At 71.9% G+C, this 16982-nt stretch carries 17 protein-coding genes; 10 read left to right on the top strand and 7 right to left on the bottom strand.

Annotation, left to right across the window (positions count from 1 at the left end):
- Positions 1 to 131 precede the first annotated feature (131 nt).
- From F4559_RS10085 to F4559_RS10075, 3 genes are all read left to right on the top strand, one after another.
- Positions 132 to 1070 (top strand): ABC transporter ATP-binding protein, encoded by a 939-nt coding sequence (locus tag F4559_RS10085; RefSeq protein WP_184667846.1) that lies wholly within the window; start codon positions 132 to 134, stop codon positions 1068 to 1070.
- Positions 1071 to 1123: 53 nt separating this feature from the next.
- Entirely contained in the window at positions 1124 to 1840 is a 717-nt protein-coding gene (locus F4559_RS10080; RefSeq protein WP_184675623.1) for an ABC transporter permease, read from the top strand.
- Positions 1841 to 2131: 291 nt separating this feature from the next.
- A complete protein-coding gene (locus F4559_RS10075; RefSeq protein WP_312865555.1) occupies positions 2132 to 3088 on the top strand; it encodes a COX15/CtaA family protein in 957 nt (318 codons plus the stop codon).
- Here the strand turns inward: F4559_RS10075 and F4559_RS10070 are convergent.
- From F4559_RS10070 to F4559_RS10055, 4 genes are all read right to left on the bottom strand, one after another.
- Positions 3022 to 3489 (bottom strand): GbsR/MarR family transcriptional regulator, encoded by a 468-nt coding sequence (locus F4559_RS10070; protein WP_184667844.1) that lies wholly within the window; start codon positions 3487 to 3489, stop codon positions 3022 to 3024. The genes F4559_RS10075 and F4559_RS10070 overlap by 67 nt on opposite strands.
- 190 nt (positions 3490 to 3679) lie before the next feature.
- Positions 3680 to 4198: a DUF742 domain-containing protein gene (locus tag F4559_RS10065; protein ID WP_184667843.1), complete on the bottom strand. Its 519-nt coding sequence runs from the start codon at positions 4196 to 4198 to the stop codon at positions 3680 to 3682.
- A gap of 7 nt (positions 4199 to 4205) precedes the next feature.
- Complete coding sequence (locus tag F4559_RS10060; RefSeq protein ID WP_184667842.1) at positions 4206 to 4649, bottom strand: roadblock/LC7 domain-containing protein; 444 nt, start codon at positions 4647 to 4649, stop codon at positions 4206 to 4208.
- Positions 4646 to 7366 carry a sensor histidine kinase gene (locus F4559_RS10055; RefSeq protein WP_184667841.1) on the bottom strand — a complete coding sequence of 907 codons (2721 nt, stop codon included), beginning with the start codon at positions 7364 to 7366 and terminating at the stop codon, positions 4646 to 4648. Before F4559_RS10055 ends, F4559_RS10060 begins: the two co-directional genes overlap by 4 nt.
- A 350-nt stretch (positions 7367 to 7716) precedes the next feature.
- On the opposite strand from F4559_RS10055, the gene F4559_RS10050 reads away from it, so the two are divergent.
- On the top strand, positions 7717 to 8136 hold the full coding sequence (locus F4559_RS10050) for a DUF485 domain-containing protein (protein ID WP_184667840.1): 420 nt from the start codon (positions 7717 to 7719) through the stop codon (positions 8134 to 8136).
- Positions 8133 to 9710 (top strand): monocarboxylic acid transporter, encoded by a 1578-nt coding sequence (locus tag F4559_RS10045; RefSeq protein WP_184667839.1) that lies wholly within the window; start codon positions 8133 to 8135, stop codon positions 9708 to 9710. Before F4559_RS10050 ends, F4559_RS10045 begins: the two co-directional genes overlap by 4 nt.
- Positions 9711 to 9789: 79 nt before the next feature.
- On the opposite strand, the gene F4559_RS10040 is transcribed toward F4559_RS10045, so the two are convergent.
- Positions 9790 to 10668 carry a DcsG N-terminal domain-containing protein gene (locus tag F4559_RS10040; RefSeq protein ID WP_184667838.1) on the bottom strand — a complete coding sequence of 293 codons (879 nt, stop codon included), beginning with the start codon at positions 10666 to 10668 and terminating at the stop codon, positions 9790 to 9792.
- Positions 10665 to 10952, bottom strand: a complete 288-nt coding sequence (locus tag F4559_RS10035) for a hypothetical protein (protein WP_184667837.1) — start codon at positions 10950 to 10952, stop codon at positions 10665 to 10667. Before F4559_RS10035 ends, F4559_RS10040 begins: the two co-directional genes overlap by 4 nt.
- Before the next feature lie 37 nt (positions 10953 to 10989).
- Here F4559_RS10035 and F4559_RS10030 point away from each other — a divergent pair, with 37 nt between their 5' ends.
- Together F4559_RS10030 and F4559_RS10025 are read left to right on the top strand one after the other, a co-directional pair.
- Positions 10990 to 12609 carry a DUF885 domain-containing protein gene (locus F4559_RS10030; protein ID WP_312865554.1) on the top strand — a complete coding sequence of 540 codons (1620 nt, stop codon included), beginning with the start codon at positions 10990 to 10992 and terminating at the stop codon, positions 12607 to 12609.
- Positions 12610 to 12752: 143 nt separating this feature from the next.
- Positions 12753 to 13724 (top strand): quinone oxidoreductase family protein, encoded by a 972-nt coding sequence (locus F4559_RS10025; RefSeq protein ID WP_184667834.1) that lies wholly within the window; start codon positions 12753 to 12755, stop codon positions 13722 to 13724.
- A gap of 46 nt (positions 13725 to 13770) precedes the next feature.
- On the opposite strand, the gene F4559_RS10020 is transcribed toward F4559_RS10025, so the two are convergent.
- Positions 13771 to 14373: an FKBP-type peptidyl-prolyl cis-trans isomerase gene (locus tag F4559_RS10020; protein WP_184667831.1), complete on the bottom strand. Its 603-nt coding sequence runs from the start codon at positions 14371 to 14373 to the stop codon at positions 13771 to 13773.
- A gap of 214 nt (positions 14374 to 14587) precedes the next feature.
- On the opposite strand from F4559_RS10020, the gene F4559_RS10015 reads away from it, so the two are divergent.
- From F4559_RS10015 to F4559_RS10005, 3 genes are read left to right on the top strand one after another with little or no spacing between them, the layout of a single operon-like run.
- Positions 14588 to 15598 (top strand): hypothetical protein, encoded by a 1011-nt coding sequence (locus tag F4559_RS10015; protein ID WP_184667830.1) that lies wholly within the window; start codon positions 14588 to 14590, stop codon positions 15596 to 15598.
- 6 nt (positions 15599 to 15604) lie between these two features.
- Positions 15605 to 16270: a hypothetical protein gene (locus F4559_RS10010; protein ID WP_312865553.1), complete on the top strand. Its 666-nt coding sequence runs from the start codon at positions 15605 to 15607 to the stop codon at positions 16268 to 16270.
- A 50-nt stretch (positions 16271 to 16320) separates the two neighbouring features.
- Positions 16321 to 16971: an HD domain-containing protein gene (locus F4559_RS10005; RefSeq protein WP_184667828.1), complete on the top strand. Its 651-nt coding sequence runs from the start codon at positions 16321 to 16323 to the stop codon at positions 16969 to 16971.
- Positions 16972 to 16982: the final 11 nt, after the last annotated feature.

Raw genomic sequence — 16982 nt, 5'->3', positions numbered from 1 at the left:
AATCCTGTCTAAAACCGACACCCCCACCCATCCGGAACGCCCCCGAGGCGACCCTGAAGACACCCCGAGAACGGGGGTGGGGCTGACCCCACCCCGTCGGGTGCCCGGCGTACGCCTTACGCTTCCCGCTCGTGAGCCCGCATCCCCAGCAACCTGCCGTGGAGGTGTCGGGACTGGTCAAGCGCTACGGCTCGAACGTCGCGGTGGACGGCCTCGACCTCACGCTCGACCGCGGCACGGTGCTCGCGCTCCTCGGACCCAACGGCGCGGGCAAGACCACGACCGTCGAGGTGTGCGAGGGCTTCCGCGCCGCCGACGGCGGTTCCGTGCGCGTTCTCGGCCTGGACCCGCGCCGCGACGGCGACGCGTTGCGCGCACGCATCGGCGTGATGCCGCAGGGCGGCGGCGGCTACCCCGGCGTACGGCCGGACGAGCTGCTGCGCCTGGTCGCCGCGTGCGCCGCGAACCCGCTCGACCCGGCCTGGCTGCTCGACGTGCTCGGCCTCGACTCCGCGCGGCGCACCACCTACAAACGGCTCTCCGGCGGGCAGAAACAACGGCTGTCGCTGGCGTGCGCGCTGGTCGGCCGACCCGAGCTGGTGTTCCTGGACGAGCCGACCGCCGGCATGGACCCGCAGGCACGACGCCTGGTGTGGGACCTGGTCGGGGCGTTGCGCGAAGACGGCGTGTCCGTGCTGCTGACCACGCACCTGATGGACGAGGCCGAGGCGTTGGCCGACCACGTCGTGATCGTGGACTCGGGCAAGGTGGTCGCGGCCGGCACACCCGCGTCCCTCACCCGCGGCACGGGCGACGAACAACAACTGCGCTTCAAGGCCAAGCCCGGTCTGGAGCTGTCCCTGCTGCGCGACGCGCTGCCCGAGGGACTGGACGTCCGCGAGACCCTGCGCGGCGCCTACCTGATCGAAGGCCACATCGACCCCCAGGTCGTGTCGACGGTGACCTCGTGGTGCGCGCAACAGGGCGTGCTGGCCGAAGAGCTGACCGTGGCCAAGCGCAGCCTCGAAGACGTGTTCCTCGACCTGACCGGACGGGAGCTGCGCTCGTGAACTTCGCGCCCGGCACGTTCACCCCCGCACCCGGCCGCGGCCGGTTGGGCCGCATGCTGCTGGTCCAGGCCCGCACCGAGGCCGTGCTGACGTTGCGCAACGGTGAACAGGCCCTGCTGACCGTGATCATCCCGATCGGCCTGCTGGTCGCCCTGGCGCTCATGTCGGTGATCCCGATGCCCGAACCCCGCGTCGGCTCGGCCGCGGCCCGGGTCTTCGCCCTGGCCGTGATCTCGTCGGCGTTCACCGGCCAGGCCATCGGCCTCGGGTTCGACCGGCGCTACGGCGTGCTCAAACGCCTCGCCGCCACGGCCCTGCCCCGCTGGCTGCTGATCTCGGGCCGGATGGCCGCCGCGTTCGTCGTGGTCGCCGTGCAGGTGGTCGTGCTGACCGTGACGGCACTGCTGCTGGGCTGGCAGCCGTCCCTCGCCGGGGTGGCGTGGGGCCTGCTCGTGATCGTGCTCGGCACGCTGACGTTCGGCGCGCTGGGCGTGCTGCTCGGCGGGGCGCTGCGCGCGGAGATCGTGTTGGCGCTGGCCAACATCGTGTGGTTCCTGCTGCTGCTCGTCGGCGGCGTCGCCCTGGGCGTCGAGTCGATGCCCGGCTGGGCCGCGACGATCGTCCACCTGCTGCCGTCCGCGGCCCTGGCCGAGGGCCTGCACACCGCCCTGGTCGACGGAACCGCTCCTGCTCCGCGCGACGTCCTCGTGCTGTCGGGCTGGGGTGCCGCCGCCGGCGCTCTCTCCCTCCGGACCACCAAGCTCAGCTGACCTCCCCCCAATCACCGCGAGTTATACGTTCAGGCACCACGAAATGTGCGTTCAGGCACCACGAAATGTGTACTCGGGCACCCTCGACCGGGTCGCATGAGCCCCGGGCTCCGACGCCCGCGTGCGGGGCCCGGGACGGAGGCGGCAACTGTCGGCCCGTTTCGCCGCCGCCACTCCGCCAAGGACGGCACTCAGGGGGCCGGCCTCGCCGACCGCCACCGGGTGGTTGTGTGCCGGTCCGCTCGGTACCCCCGGGACACGCTCTCAGTCGTCGGTACCTACCATCGGGTCGTGTCCGCTCCAGTCTGGTTCGTCCGCCCTCTGCTCGCCTCACGACGGGCGGTCGCCATCGCCCTGGTCATAGCCCAGGGCGGCATCGCGGTCACCGGGTCGATCGTCCGCGTCACCGGGTCCGGGCTGGGCTGCCCCACCTGGCCGCAGTGCGTCGCGGGCAGCCTGACGCCCGTCGAACACCCCGAGGTCGCCCCGCTGCACCAGTGGGTCGAGTTCGGCAACCGGACGCTCACCGGACTGGTCGGGATCATCGCGGCACTGTGCGTGCTCGCCGCGTGGTTCGGCACGCCCCGACGCCGCCGCGTCCTCGTGCTCGCCCTGATCCAGCTCGGCGGCGTGGCGCTGCAGGCCGTGGTCGGCGGGATCACCGTGCTCACCGGTCTGCTGTGGTGGACGGTGTCCGTGCACTTCCTGATCTCGATGGGCCTGGTCTGGCTGGCCGTGCTGCTGTACGCGTCGCTGCGCGAAGGCGACGCGCCGGCCGTGCCATTGGTGCCGCGCGGACTCGTGGCGCTCCAGGCCGTGCAGGCCGGTGTGCTGGCGTTGTTGCTGCTCGCGGGGACGTTCGTCACGGCAGCCGGACCGCACGCGGGCGACGCGGCGACACCCCGACTCGCCCTGCCGGTGGACACGCTGTCCCAGCTGCACGCCGACCTGCTGTTCCTGTTCCTGGGCATGCTGGTCGCGCTGGGCTTCGCGCTGCGCGGGCACCCGGTGCCGAAACGGCCTTACGTCGTCCTGGTCGCGGTCGTCCTCGCGCAGGGCGTGTTGGGCATGGTCCAGTACTGGACGGGCGTGCCCGAGGTGCTCGTCTCGCTCCACGTGCTCGGCGCGGGCGCGGTGGTCGTGGCCACCGCGAACCTGTGGGTGGCCACGCGCGTCCGCGCTCACTTGGGGGTCGAGGACGGCCTCCGCTCCCAGAGCGCGGGCAGCTCGGTCGCCAGCCACGTGTAGAGGTCGTCGACCGCGCGCAACCGCAGGGCACGTTCCGGGTCGCCGCTCATCAGCCGCATGCCCGATTCGGTCAGCTCGCGCACGCTCACCAACGCGTCGAGCTTGCGCTGCACCAGGTCCGCCCAGCGCTTCTCGTCGATCCGGTACTGGGCCGCCTGCCGGCCGCGCCGCGTCCGCTTGGTCACCAGGCCCTCGGCCACCAGGAACTTGAGGTTGGTGCTGATCGACCCGCTGCTGGCCTCCAGCTCCTGGGAGAGTTCCGCGGCGGTGCGTTCGCTCGGCCGGCACACCAGCAGGTAGCCGAGGATACGCCCGCCGATCAGTGGGATGCCCTCCTCGGCGAAGTGCGCGGCGAAGCGCTCGATCCAGGCGGAGAGGCGGGTTTCCCGTCCGACGCCCACTGCGACCTCCCTTGAGCTTCGGTCAACACTGAAGCCATAGTAGGTCGGATCGTGATCTTCGCGCAAAGGGCACGCCGGAACCCGACGTGACGATCACGTCCACGAGGTCCGCGTCCGGTCGTGAAGAGCGGCGTGGTGGATGCCGACCGCGCGGCACGCCGATCACGCCCGACGGCCGCCGTGCCGGCGCCTACAGCCGGCGCAGGCCCGCGAGCACGCGTTCCATCAACCCCAGGTCCGGGGTCTCCCCGTCGGACGTGGCGGTGAGGTGGATGTCGATCAGACCGCGTTCGGCCATGTCACCGAGCAGCACCTTGGCCACCCCCAGCGGCACGCGCAGCAACGCCGCCACCTCGGCCACCGACCGGGGCCGGGCGACCAGGTTCACGACCTCCTGGTGCTCGGCCTTCATCAGCGTGCCGGGCGGGAGATCCCACTCCACGACCGACACCAGCGTCTCGATCTCCAGGTGGTACGAGGTCGTCGTGCGGCCACCCGTCCACGAGTACGCGCGCACGATCGCGGGCGCGTCCTCCGGCTGGTAGTCGCCGTCGTCGTCCTCGTCCGGGTAGACCGGCTGCTGCGGTCGGGTCTCGACCGCGTCGGGCCTGGACCCGGCCGGCGGGTGCCGCCGGGGCGAGTCCAGGCTGAAGCCGTTGAGCAGGTCCGCGAACGTCTGTTCGGTAGAAGACTCCGGGTCCGGGCTCATGACCACCTCACGCCGATGGGCGGGCCATCATCCTTTTCGCGCCCGACAGCTGGGCACGCAGTTCGGGGGTGAGCAGCTGACCGACCTGGTCGACGACGACCGTCATCTCGTAGGCGACCTGACCGACGTCGGAGTCCGGTGCGGCGAGGACCGCCAGGCACGAGCCGTCCCGGATCGACATGAGCAGCATGATGCCGTACTGCATCTCGACCACGGAACGCAGGACGCCACCGCCGTCGAAACAGCGGGACGCGGACTCGGTCAGGCTGGCCACGCCGGCCGCGATCGCCGAGAGCTGTTCGGCCCGGTCGTCGGGTAGCCCGTTCGACGCGGTGAGCAGCAGCCCGTCCACCGAGATGACGACGGCGTGGGCAACACCGGGCACGCGGTCGGCGAAATTGCTCACCAGCCACCCGAACTGGTCGACCTGTCGTGATCTCTGCGCGCTCATGTGCTCTCCCGCCCCTGACCCGGTCGACTCTCACCGGACTCCTGTACACCTTGCCGGATACCGGTCTGGTAACTCGCCAGAAACCCGCGTGTCGCATGCGGGTCCCTCCGGACGGGTGCACCGGTATCTGGGCCATCCGGCCGATCGGCCATCAGGTTGCTGCGCGGTCGGCGCTTGGGCAGTCCGCCGGTCTCCTCGGTCGCGGACGCCTCGGGCACGCGGTGGCGCGGCACCTCGGGGGGAACCGTGCCGCCGCCGAACCAGGTCGACAGGTGGCGCGGTGTGGTCTCGGGAGCGGCGGGGTCGACGGTGGTGCCGCTGAACGGCTCCCACCCCTCCTCCCCGCCGACGGGCGGTGTGGTCGGGGCGCCGGGCGCGGGTGCGGTCGGCGGCACGCCGTCCGGGGCGGACCCCGGGGCGCTCGTGGGGGTGGCGCGCGGCGGAGTGGCCACCCCGTTGGTCGGTGCGACGCCGTCGGCTCCGACGACGTCCGGTGCTGCGTGGTGCGGTCCGGCGGGCCGGGTCGGCAAGGGCAGACCCGGCTGCGGACCGGTGGAACCCGGCGGCGTCGCGGGCGTGAGCCCGGTTTGGCCGCCGACGGGCATGCCGAGCAGCTGCACGCTCGGCACTACGGGCTGGGGTCCGGTCGTCGCGGTGCGGGCACCGTTGACCGGCTGGGCCACGCGGGTCGGCAGCGGCAGACCCGAGGACGGGCCGGCCGTGCGGGCGGGCACGGCGAACGCGCTCGCGGCGGCCGGGCGGGCCGGTGCCGAACGCGGCGTCGACGTGCCGGTGCGGACCAGGTCGCCGGACACGGCCACGACGGCGCGCAGGCCGTCGCCCTGCTCTTTGAGCACGACCTCGATGCCGTGGCGACCGGCGAGGCGACCGACGACGTACAGGCCGAGCTGGCGGGACACCGGCAGTTCGGCCGAGTCGTCGAACGCGGCGAACGCGATCTTGCGGTTCGCCTCGACCAGCTCGTCCTCGGACATGCCGACGCCGGAGTCGACGACGTCGATCAGCACGCCGCCGCCGGGCCGGGTCCGGCCGCCGACGACGACCTGGCTGCGCGGCGGCGAGAACGTCGTCGCGTTGTCCAGCAGCTCGGCGATCAGCCGGACGAGGTCGCCCGCCGCGTAGCCGACGACGTCGACCTGCGGCGCGGCCTGCACCACGACCCGCTGGTACTGCTCGATCTCCGAGCCCGCGGCGCGCAGCACGTCGCCCAGCGGCACGGGCCGGGTGAACCGGCGTGCCGCGTCGGTGCCGGACAGCACCATGAGGTTCTCGTTGTTGCGCCGCATGCGGGTCGCGAGGTTGTCGAGCTTGAACAGGTTCGCGAGCTGCTCGGGGTTCTCCTCCTGGCGCTCCAGCTCCTCCATGAGCTTGAGCTGGCGCTCCACGAGGCCCTGGCTGCGGCGGGACAGGTTGGTGAACGCGTTGCGCATGGCCGTGCGCAGTTCGGCCTGCTCGGCCGCGGAGTCCAGGGCCTGGCGGTGCACGGCGTCGAACGCGCGGGCCAGCTGGCCGAGTTCCTCGCGGGTGTGCACGGGCACCGGGTCGATCTCCACGTCCGGTGCGGCGTCGCCCTTGCGCAACTGGTCGACGAGTTCGGGCAGGCGGTTGCGGGCCACGTCGAGCGCCGAGGTGCGCAGCGCGCGCAGGGACCGCAGCAGGTAGTTGCCGACGACGATGCCGACCGCGCCGGCGACGAACAGCGACGCCAGCAGGATCACCGCCGCCACGCCCGCGCGGTCGCTGGTCTCGTCCTGGAGCCGGGAGGCCGTGGTGGTCAGCTCGTTCTCCAGCGACCGCAGCACGGTGCCGATCTGCTTGAGCGTGGCCTCGGAGCCCAGCGACCAGTCGGCCGAGGCGATCGTGCCGACGGCGTCGGGGTTGTCGCGCACGGTCTGGAGCAGCGTGGTGCGCGTGTCGGCGTCGCGGCCGGACAGCGCGTCCTTGTACTGGCTCTGCTGTTCGGGCGTGGCGACCGCGGAGAAGTCGGCGAGCTTGTCCTGTTGACGGGTGAAGGACTGCTCGATGGCGGTGCGCTCGCCGGGCAGCAGCGTGCCGCGGCTGATGCCCGCGATCACGGTGGCGTGCTGCCAGGACACCTGTTCGCCGGCCATGGCGAGGTTGTGCAGCGCGTTGGCCGTGCCGGACAGCGCCGGGTCGCCGAAGTCGCCGGTCATGGCCTGGTCGAAGTCGAGCAGGGCGCGCAGCACGACGGAGTAGCCGGCGATGCCGCCCGCGAGGTCGACGCCGCCGGTGAGCACGCGGTCGCGCAGCTGCGGCAGGCCGTCGAGCTGCACGAGCACGTCGCGGAACCGGGCGTTGGCGACCGTGCCGAGCGTGGTGGTGCGTTCCATCAGGTTCTTGACCGCGGCGACGGAGTTGTCGCTGAGGCTGACCAGTTCCTTGAACTTGCGGACGTCCACGCCCTCGCCCTCGGCGCGGGCACCGGCCAGGGCTCGTTCGGACTGGACGTTGGCGATCAGCGGGTCGAGGCCGGCGCGCAGCGTGACGACCCGCTGGACCGAGGCGAACGAGTCCGCGCTGCGGATGTAACCGCGGATCTGGACCAGGCCCGAACCGACCGCCACCAGCACCGGCACGGCCAGCACGGCGGCGAGCTTCACCGGCAGACGCCAATTCCGCCAGTCCGCGACGGCGTTCCACCACTGCCCACGCGCCGCGCTGTTCTCGCCAGTCACCAGACAAGTCCCGGGAGTATCGGAGTAGTAATCGTTCGACTACACAATCGCCGCCGACGCGAATAGCGCAGGCGGCCGATGCTGCTGCGAGATAGTAGGTGGTGGCGGGCGCCACGACAACGACCCTGGGTCACGTCCTCATCCGTTCGGCCCAGCGGCCGACGACGCGGCGCACCGACCGGACTACGGAGACGATCACCCGCACGGATGACGTGCGTGCCGGACCCGGGCAGAGGCGACCGAACCGCCCAACCGACCGTTGACTGCCGGCCGCTCGCGGTTACGCTGAGCACTCGCCGTGGGCCGAGCGCTCCGTCCCGCACGGCACGGCAAATCCCCGTGGAGGATTGATGACGAAGGCGATCCTGCCTCCGACGGAATCGCGACACGCCCGATCGGGTGGTCGCGCGTTCGCTACTTTCGACGAACCGGCGGCACCGCTGCTGGTCGACGCCGAGGGCAATCCGGACTTCGCCGCGATCCGGGACAGCGACGATTTCCGCGAGCTGCGCCGTCGGATTTTGATCTTCGTTTTGCCCGCGACGTGCGGATTCCTGGCCTGGTACCTGGGCTATGTGGTGCTGTCCGCGTACGCCCCCGACTTCATGGGCGCCGAACTGTTCGGTTCCGTGAACGTCGGCATCACCTTCGGCCTGCTCCAGTTCGTGACGACGATCACACTCACAGTGGCCTACTCCCGCTACTCCCGCAACCGGCTCGACCCGCAGGTCGACGCGGTCCGCGCGCTCACCTCGGAGGCCCGCCCGTGACCGGCGCCAACATCGCGCTCAACGTCGGCGTCTTCGTCGTCTTCGTCCTGATCACGCTGTTCATCGTCTACAAGGCCGGTTCCCGCAACGCGACCGCGTCCGACTACTACGCGGCCGGCAGCAGCTTCACCGGGCCGCAGAACGGCGTCGCGCTCTCCGGCGACTTCCTGTCCGCCGCGTCGTTCCTGGGCATCTCCGGCAGCATCGCGGTCAACGGGTACGACGGGTTCCTGTACTCCGTGGGCTGGGTCGTCTCCTGGCTGCTCGGCCTGATGGTCATCTCGGAGCGGCTGCGCAACACCGGCCGGTTCACGCTCGGGGACGTGCTCGCGTTCCGGATGCGGCAGCGGCCGGTCCGCGCGGCGGCGGCCAACGTGACCCTGGTGATCTCGCTGTTCTACATGATCGCCCAGATGGCCGGTGCCGGCGCGCTCATGGCGCTGCTGCTCGACGTGCACACCGCCGGCGGGCAGGCGCTGGTCATCGCCGTGGTCGGCGTGATCATGGTGCTGTACGTGCTGCTGGGCGGCATGAAGGGCACCACCTGGGTGCAGATCATCAAGGCCGTCCTGCTGATCGTCTGCGTGACCCTGATGACCGTGTTCCTGCTGGGCAAGTTCGGGTTCAGCCTGTCGGCGATCTTCGACGAGGCCAGCCTGAACTCCAGCCTGGGCCCGGACATCCTCCAGCCCGGCGCGCGCTACGGCGGCGAGCCGATGGACCGACTGGACTTCGTGTCGTTGGCACTGGCGCTGGTGTTGGGCACGGCGTGCCTCCCGCACGTGCTGATGCGCTTCTACACCGTGCCCAACGCGCGTGAGGCGCGGCGTTCGGTCGTGTGGGCGACGTGGATGATCGGCATCTTCTACCTGTGCACGCTGGTGATCGGCTTCGGTTCGCTGGCCCTGGTCGGGTCGACGACGATCGCCGAGGCGCCGGGCGGGGAGAACTCGGCCGCGCCGCTGCTGGCGTTCCGGATCGGCGGCGCGGTGCTGCTGGGCATCGTGTGCGCGGTGGCGTTCGCGACGATCCTGGCCGTGGTCGCCGGGTTGACGCTGACCGCGTCGGCGTCGTTCGCGCACGACGTGTACGCCAACGTGATCAAGCGCGGCAAGGCCGACCCGCACGAGGAGGTGAAGGTCGCCCGGCTGACCGCCGTGGTGGTCGGCGTGCTGGCGATCGCGGGCGGCATCGCGGCGAACGGGCAGAACGTGGCGTTCCTGGTGGCGTTGGCGTTCGCGCTGGCGGCGTCGGCGAACCTGTCCACGATCGTGTACTCGATGTTCTGGAAGCGGTTCAACACCAACGGGACGCTGTGGGCGATCTACGGCGGCCTGGGCTCGTGCATCGTGCTGATCGTGTTCTCGCCGTCGGTGTCGGGCGAACGGACGTCGATCTTCCCGGACGCCGACTTCGCCTGGTTCCCGCTGGGCAACCCCGGCCTGGTGTCGATCCCGCTGTCGTTCCTGTTCGGGTACCTGGGCACGATCCTGAGCCGGGAGACCCCCGACGAGGCCAGGACCGCCGAGATGGAGGTCCGCTCGGTGACCGGCATCGGCGCGGGTCTGCGCTAGGAGTTCCGCGGTGGCGGTCCGACCGGACCGCCACCGATCAGCGCCCGTCGATCAGCGCCCGTCGATCAGCGCCCGTCGATCAGGGCAGGTCGACGAGAGCGGCGCGCACCGCCGAGGCGAACCGCGCGGGCGCACCCGGGTCGGCCAGGCCGAAGCCCAACGAGGGTTCGACGAGTTCCAGTTCCAGCAGCAGCGGTCGGCCGTCGACGCCGGGGATCAGGTCGACCCGCGCGTAGAGCAGGTCCGCGCGGCGCACGCCGAGCAGTCCGGTCGCGGCGTCGAGCACGTCCTCCGCGGTCCGCCGCCGGGCCGCGTCGGGCTCGGCCCGGTCCAGCCGTTCCACCAGGTACAGGCCGGTCGGGTCGGTCACGGTGTCCGGCACGAGCATGGCGCCCTTGGTGAACGCGTGCGAGTACCGGCCGCCGAAGAACACCAACGCGGTCTCGCCGACGTGGTCGACGTCGGCCTGGTAGGGCTGCACCAGCGCGGGCCCGCCGAGTCCGGCCAGGTGCGCCGCCGCGGCCTCGTGGTCACCGGCCGCCACCCGCAGCGCACCACGCGATCCGGCGCCGACGGTCGGTTTGACGACGAACTCGCCTTCGGGCCAGGCGTCGAACCCCGGCGTGGCCACCGCCGTGGGCACCACGGGGACGCCCGCCTCGATCAGGTCGACCAGGTACGCCTTGTCGAGGTTCCACTTGACCACACCCGCCGGGTTCGCGAGCACGGGCACGGATTCGCACCACGACAGGAACTCGGCCGCCCGCTCGGGGTAGTCCCACGTCGACCGCAGCACGACGAGGTCGGCGTCGGTGTCCGTGTCGGTGTCGGTGTCGGTTTCCGGGCCCCACCGCAACCAGGCGGACTCGACCCCGATGTCGGCCAGGGCACCCGGCACGTCCGCGTCGTCGCCGTCGCCCGCGGGCAGGCTCGCGCAGGTGGCGAGGGCGACCTTCACCGGCGGGCCATCCGGCGCCGGTGCGCGGGACCGATCTTCGCGGCGTCGGTGGTCTCGCGGTCCCACTCGTGCGCTTCCAGGTCGGCGACCGCGGCGACGACGGCCTCGGCCGTGTCCACGTCGGCCACCACCAGGTCGCCGATCGCGCCGTCGGCGCCGACCAGCACGACCCGGGCGCCGGCCCGGCCCAGGCGCGACACGACGGCACGTGCGGGTTTCCCGTGCGCGGCCACGAATTCTGACGCGGTGCGCACCGCTGCGGTGATGTTCTTGTCGTCGACCACGTCGCCAGCGTAGAACCTGCGGGTAACTTCCGTGGGCGTGACCGAAACCACGACACCGACCCGACTGGTCGACGAGTTCCTCGCCTGGCACTTCGACCGCAACCCCGGCACCGCCGCGTTGCTCGGGTCCCTCGCGCACGACCACACGCTCGGCGACTTCGACGCCGCCTCGTTCGCCGCGCACGAACGGGAGGCCGGCCGGTGGCTCGACCGGTTCGCCGCGCTGGAGACGGCCGACCACGCCGAGTCGATCGACCGCGACCTGGTGCTGGCCATGCTGCGCGGCGTGCGGGCGCGGGCGACCTGGCCGGCGTGGCGCCGCGACCCGGCGCTGTACCTGTCGGCCGTGCTGTACCCGCTGCACGCGGCGTTCCTCAACCGGCTGCGGCCCGAACCCGAGCTGGTGGCGAGCGTGATCACGCGGCTCGCCCAGGTGCCGGGCGTGTTCGCGGCGGCCAAGGACAACCTGGACCCCGAACTCGCCTCGCCGCTGATCGTGCGGCGGGCGGCGGCGCAGGCGCGCACCGGGCGGTCGTTCGTGACGCGCACGCTCGTGGCCGAGGTCGCCGACCCCGACCTGCGCGCCCGGCTGGCCGCGGCGGCGGAACCCGCGGCCGAGGCGTTCGACGACCTGGCCGCGTTCCTCGACGCGTTCGCCGGGACCGCGCGGGGCGACTGGCGGATGGGCGAGGCGCTGTACTCGACACTGCTGCGCGAACAGGAGGTCCTCGGGTACGGCGCGGCCGAACTGCACGAGCGGGGCAAGGCGGCCTACGCCGAACTGGAGGCCGACATCCGCGCGGTGGCCGGGCAGGACGACTGGCACGCGGCGATGGTCGCGCTCCAGGACGACCACCCGCCCACGCCCGAGGCGATGCGGGCGGAGTACGAGGCCGAGACCCTGCGGGCGCGGGCGTTCCTCGTCGAGCACGGGCTGGTGACGCTGGCCGAGGGCGAGGAGTGCCGGGTGGTGCCCTCGCCGGCGTTCCAGCGCCCGGTGCTCGGGGTCGCCTCCTACATGGCGCCGCCGCCGTTGACGTCCGCGCGCGTGGGGCACTTCTTCGTGCCGTTCCCGCCGGACGACTTCACGGCCGAGCAGACCACGCAGCGGCTGCGGACCAACGCGCGGTCGCAGCTCGCGACGATCGCGGTGCACGAGGCGTACCCCGGTCACCACTGGCACCTGTCGTGGCTGGCCGCGCAGGACCGCCCGGTGCGCAAGGTGTTCCGGACGCCCTACTTCGCCGAGGGGTGGGCGTTGTACTCGGAGCGGCTGCTGCGGGAACACGGGTACTTCGCCACCGGACCCGGCGACGCCGCCGCCGCGCGCGGCCGGGAACTGGCGCACGTGGAGGCGTGGTTGTTCCGCGCCGCCCGGATGGTCGTGGACACGGCGTTGCACTGCGGGGACATGACCGTGGAGCAGGCCCGCGAGTTCATGACCACGAAGTCGTCGTTGACACCGGGGACCGCCGTCGCCGAGATCGACCGGTACTGCGCGTGGCCGACCCAGGCGCCGTCGTACCTGACGGGCGCGCTGGAGATCCTGAGCATCCGGGAGGAGTTCACCGGCTCGCCGCGCGAGTTCCACGACACCATCGCGGGGTCCGGCGCCCTCCCCCTGGGCCTGGCCCGCCGCGCCGCCCTGGGCCGCTGACCCGCGAGTCCTCCACTCAGGCACCCCGAAATACGCACTCGGACACCCACGATCGGGTGGTTCCCGGTCGGTGGAACGCGGAACAGCCGCTCCGGCACACCGGTTGGCGTGAAGCAGAAGCGGAACGAGGGAAGGAACGGCTGATGCCGAAGGCAGTGGTGGTCCGCACGCCCGGCGGACCCGAGGCGCTGGAGTACACCGACGTCGACGCGGTCGCCCCCGGCCCGGGCGAGTTGCTGGTCGAGGTCGCGGCGGCGGGCGTCAACTACATCGACACCTACCACCGGTCGGGCGCCTACCCGCTGCCGGCGCCGTTCGGCGTCGGGCTCGAGGGTGCGGGCCGGGTCGTCGGTGTCGGGGACGACGTCGGCACGGTCCGGGTCGGCGACCGGGTGGCCTGGGCGAGCGCCCAGGGCAGCTACGCCGAGCGCGTGGTCGTGCCCGCGCGCAACGCGATCCTCGTACCCGAGGGCGTGGCCGACGAGGTCGCCGGCGCGTTGCCGCTCCAGGGTCTGACCGCGCACTACCTGGTGCGGTCGACGTTCGAGGTCGGCGCGGACCACACGATCCTGGTGCACGCGGCGGCCGGTGGGGTCGGGCTGCTGCTGGTCCAGCTCGCCAAGGCCCGCGGCGCGCGCGTGATCGGCACGGTCTCGACCGAGGCGAAGGAGGCGCTGGCGCGGGAGGCCGGCGCGGACGAGGTGATCCGCTACGACCGGACGCCGTTCGCCGAGGAGGTCCGCCGGCTCACCGACGGCGAGGGCGTGGCGGTCGTGTACGACGGGGTCGGCGCGGCGACGTTCGAGGGCAGCCTCGACAGCCTGCGGCCACGCGGGCTGCTGGCGCTGTTCGGCGCGGCGAGCGGCCCGGTGCCGACGTTCCAGCCGCAGGTGCTCAACCAGAAGGGTTCGCTGTACCTGACCCGACCGTCGCTCAACGCCTACACGGCCACGCGCGAGGAGTTGGACTGGCGGGCGGGCGAGCTGTTCGGCGCGGTCGCGGACGGGTCGCTGACCGTGCGGATCGGCGGGCGTTACCCCCTCGCGGACGCGCGGCGGGCGCACGAGGACCTGGAGGGCCGGCGGACGACGGCGAAGCTGCTGCTCGTGCCGTGACGCGGTGGTCGGGGTCCGGTGCGTCGCCGGACCCCGACGACCGTCGTCAGCCGACCTTGACCGCGTCCAGCACGAACACCAGGGTCTCCCCCGGCTTGATCGCGCCCGATCCCCGGTCGCCGTAGGCGAGGGCGGGCGGGACGACGAGCAGCCGCCGGCCGCCCTCCTTGAGCCCGACCAGGCCCTGGTTCCAGCCCTGGATGACCTGGGCGTTGCCGACGTTCACGACCGGGTAGGGCTCGCCCTTCTTGTACGAGGTCTCCTGGAGCTTGGCGTCGCTGAAGGTGTAGAGCGTGTAGTGGATCTCCGCGGTGTCGCCGGCCGCGATCGCCGCGCCGGTGCCGGGCGTGATGTCCTGCACCACGAGGCCCTCGAGCGGGGAGCAGTCGCGCGGCACGGTGACGGTGGGCTGCGCGCCCTCCGCGCCCTGGACCTTGAACGCGTCGGTGGCGCAGGGCGGGCCGGTCGGCTTCACGGCCTGGGCCTCCTCGGCGGGGGTCTCCTCGGCCGCCTGGGTCGTCTGGGGAGCCTGGGCCACCGGGGTGGTGGTCTGGGTGGACGGCCGGTCGCTCGCGGTGCACGCGGACAGGGCCAGTCCGGCGGACAACAGGGACGCGACAACCAGGGCCGTGCGGTCGACAGTACGCATGGTCGCGGAGCCTAGGCGGCGCCGGCGCGCGGGCGACGGGCAGGGCGACCGGACAGCCGAGGATCGGTTACCGACCGTCGACGAGATCACGAAAAACACACCGCAAAAGTGCACCTTGTTAGCGCTTTCGCGCGTCGACACCCACGCGTACAGTAACTTTTCTCCCGCGACCGGATACTTCGGTCATTCATCCGTTCGCGGGGCCGCCGAGGAGGTGACGCCCGTGTCCGCGGACGGCGTCCGCGCCAACCTGTTACGGGAATTGTTCTGGACCAGGACCGGCCTGCTGCTGCTCGTTCTCGTGGTGACCTCCGCGACGTGCATGGCCGTGTCGAGTGGAATGGATCCCGGGCCGGTGCGGACATTCCTCGGATCGCTGGCCACCGGCACGCTGATCTCCGCCGTGGTCGGGTTCGGCCAGACCTTGATCACGAGTTCGGCCGCGCAACGCGCGTTGGTCACGCCGGTCGTCGAGGAGAGCCGCAAGGCGTTGCGCGACCTGGCCGCCGAGTACCGGGCGCTGGACCGGGAGTTCTTCCCCAGCCACGTGTTCGAGCCCACGACCAGGCCCGACCCGGCGTTCAACCAGCTCATGATGCAGGACCTGGAACGCACCCGGCTGTACGGGTTCCGCGGCTTCGCCGGCCGGTACGCGGCGTGCCGGGTGATGCTCGCGCAGTCGGAGTGCGAGCTGCGCGCGGTGCTCGCCGATCCGACCGACAACGATGCCATCAGCGGCCGGGCCCGCTACCTGCTGCGCCACGAGGGCGCCGACGGCGACTACGACACGATCGTCGCCCGGTTGCGCGAGCAGATCACGGTCGGGCTGGTCGGCCTGTACCTGGCCCGCAGCCGCTGCGCGCGGATCGACGTGACGATCGTCCCCGACCCGCCGCTGGACCGGCTGGAACTGTTCGACGACAGCGCCTGGCTCGCGCTCTACAGCAACACCAACGCGGGCGTGGTCCGCCTCTACCCGCGCACGCTGCGGTTCACCGAGGGCTCGTTCCTGTACGGCATGGAACGCGCCGAATTCCTCCGGATCAGCAATTCCAAGGCGGGACGACATCTCGTGATCACCCCGTCGACGGGCCGCGAGGAATTCCTGGACCGATTCCGCCTCGTCACCGGGACCGCGTTGACCGACCGCGGTTTCGCCGAACTCCAGGAGAAGTTCCACGCGTTCCGCCGGGAATTCTCCGCGTCCGCCCAACTGGGGAGCTGATAGACCGTGCCCTTCGAGTCCACCGCGCCCTTCGAGTCCACCGCGTCCACCGCCCTGACGGATCTCGCCGCGACCGTGACGGTTCCCGGAATCGCCGCACCGGGGAACTGGGACCACGTCGCGCGGGGGTTCCGCGAGTGGACCGACCGGCCGGGGCTGCGCGAGCGGCTGCGCGCGCACCTGGGCGGGCTGTCCTCCGACGACGCGCGCCGGCTCGTGGCACGGTCGCGGGAGACGACGACCCACTTCGCGTGGTGCCTGCGCGACGAGCCGGGCGAGCCGTTCACGTTCTGGCTGCACGAGTACAAGCCGCGGTCCGACTGGCGCCAGGGCTACGCCGACTCCGTGCACAACCACCGCTACCACTTCTGCACGGTCCTGCTGTCCGGCTCCTACCTGCACGAACGCTTCGACGCCCGGCTCGGCCCGGACGGCGGGTCGATCCTGTCCACCGCACTGCTGCGCCGCGACGAGCCCCGCGAGGGTGCCACCGGGACCGTGCTGGCCCACCAGTTCCACCGCATCCCGCGCGCCTGCGACGGCACGATGACGTTCCTGGTCAAATCGCGCGCGGTGACGCCGTGGAGCCTGTCCTACGACCCCGACACGCGGCTCAGCCACCGGCACGTGCCCGTGGAGTCACGCCTGGGGGTCCTGACGAACAGCCTCTGACCGCACCCCGCCCGCCTTACCATCGGCCGACCCGACACGGGAGGGTTCCGATGGTCATCGGCACGGGCACGGTCCCGGCACAGTCGATCAAGGACGTCGAGACGCGGGTGTGGCGGTTGTGCCACAGCCTCGCGGCACGGCTCCAGTTCCACGGGTGGCACCACGTGAGCTTCGTGCGCGACAAGGCGGTGCACTTCGCCCGGCGCAACGGCGCGGACGTGGCGCTGGTCGAGGTCGCCGCCCTGGTGCACGACGTCAACTACATGGTGCGGCGCAACTCGCTGCCGGTGGACGGCCGCGCGCTGCGGCTGTCCATCCTGGCGGACGCGGGCGTGGCCGACCTCGTCGCCCACCGCGTGGACCGCGTGGTGGAGGAGGCCGAGATGCGCACGCGGCACCGCGACATCTCGTTGGAGGCGCAGGCGCTGTCCGACGCGGACACGCTCTTCAAGGCACTGCCGGTCACGCCGGTGGTGCTCGCGCCCAAGTACCTGGCGGAGAACGGCATCACGCTGCGCGAGCTGGCGCACAAGATCGTCGGCGAGCAGCGCGGCAAGCACGACGAGGGCTACTACTTCTACGACCCGGAGGCGGCGGCGACCTACGCCCGGTGGGCCACGGCGAACCTGGAGCTGTGGCAGTGCATCGTCGAGTCGCTGGAGGACCCGGAGGTGGCCGAACTGCTGTCGGCCGTCGGCTGACGCGAAGATTC

The organism is Saccharothrix violaceirubra (assembly GCF_014203755.1).
Lineage (GTDB): Bacteria > Actinomycetota > Actinomycetes > Mycobacteriales > Pseudonocardiaceae > Actinosynnema > Actinosynnema violaceirubrum.
Note: the sequence above shows the minus strand (reverse complement) of the source record. Positions and strands in the feature narration are given on the sequence as shown.

What these genes read in the sequence shown, in the direction of transcription:
- F4559_RS10060 (WP_184667842.1), bottom strand. Translation starts at nt 4,649, where the DNA reads ATGAGCGCGCAGAGATCACGACAGGTCGACCAGTTCGGGTGGCTGGTG.
- F4559_RS10050 (WP_184667840.1), top strand. Translation starts at nt 7,717, where the DNA reads ATGACGAAGGCGATCCTGCCTCCGACGGAATCGCGACACGCCCGATCG.
- F4559_RS10020 (WP_184667831.1), bottom strand. Translation starts at nt 14,373, where the DNA reads ATGCGTACTGTCGACCGCACGGCCCTGGTTGTCGCGTCCCTGTTGTCC.
- F4559_RS10025 (WP_184667834.1), top strand. Translation starts at nt 12,753, where the DNA reads ATGCCGAAGGCAGTGGTGGTCCGCACGCCCGGCGGACCCGAGGCGCTG.
- F4559_RS10080 (WP_184675623.1), top strand. Translation starts at nt 1,124, where the DNA reads ATGCTGCTGGTCCAGGCCCGCACCGAGGCCGTGCTGACGTTGCGCAAC.
- F4559_RS10065 (WP_184667843.1), bottom strand. Translation starts at nt 4,198, where the DNA reads ATGAGCCCGGACCCGGAGTCTTCTACCGAACAGACGTTCGCGGACCTG.
- F4559_RS10005 (WP_184667828.1), top strand. Translation starts at nt 16,321, where the DNA reads ATGGTCATCGGCACGGGCACGGTCCCGGCACAGTCGATCAAGGACGTC.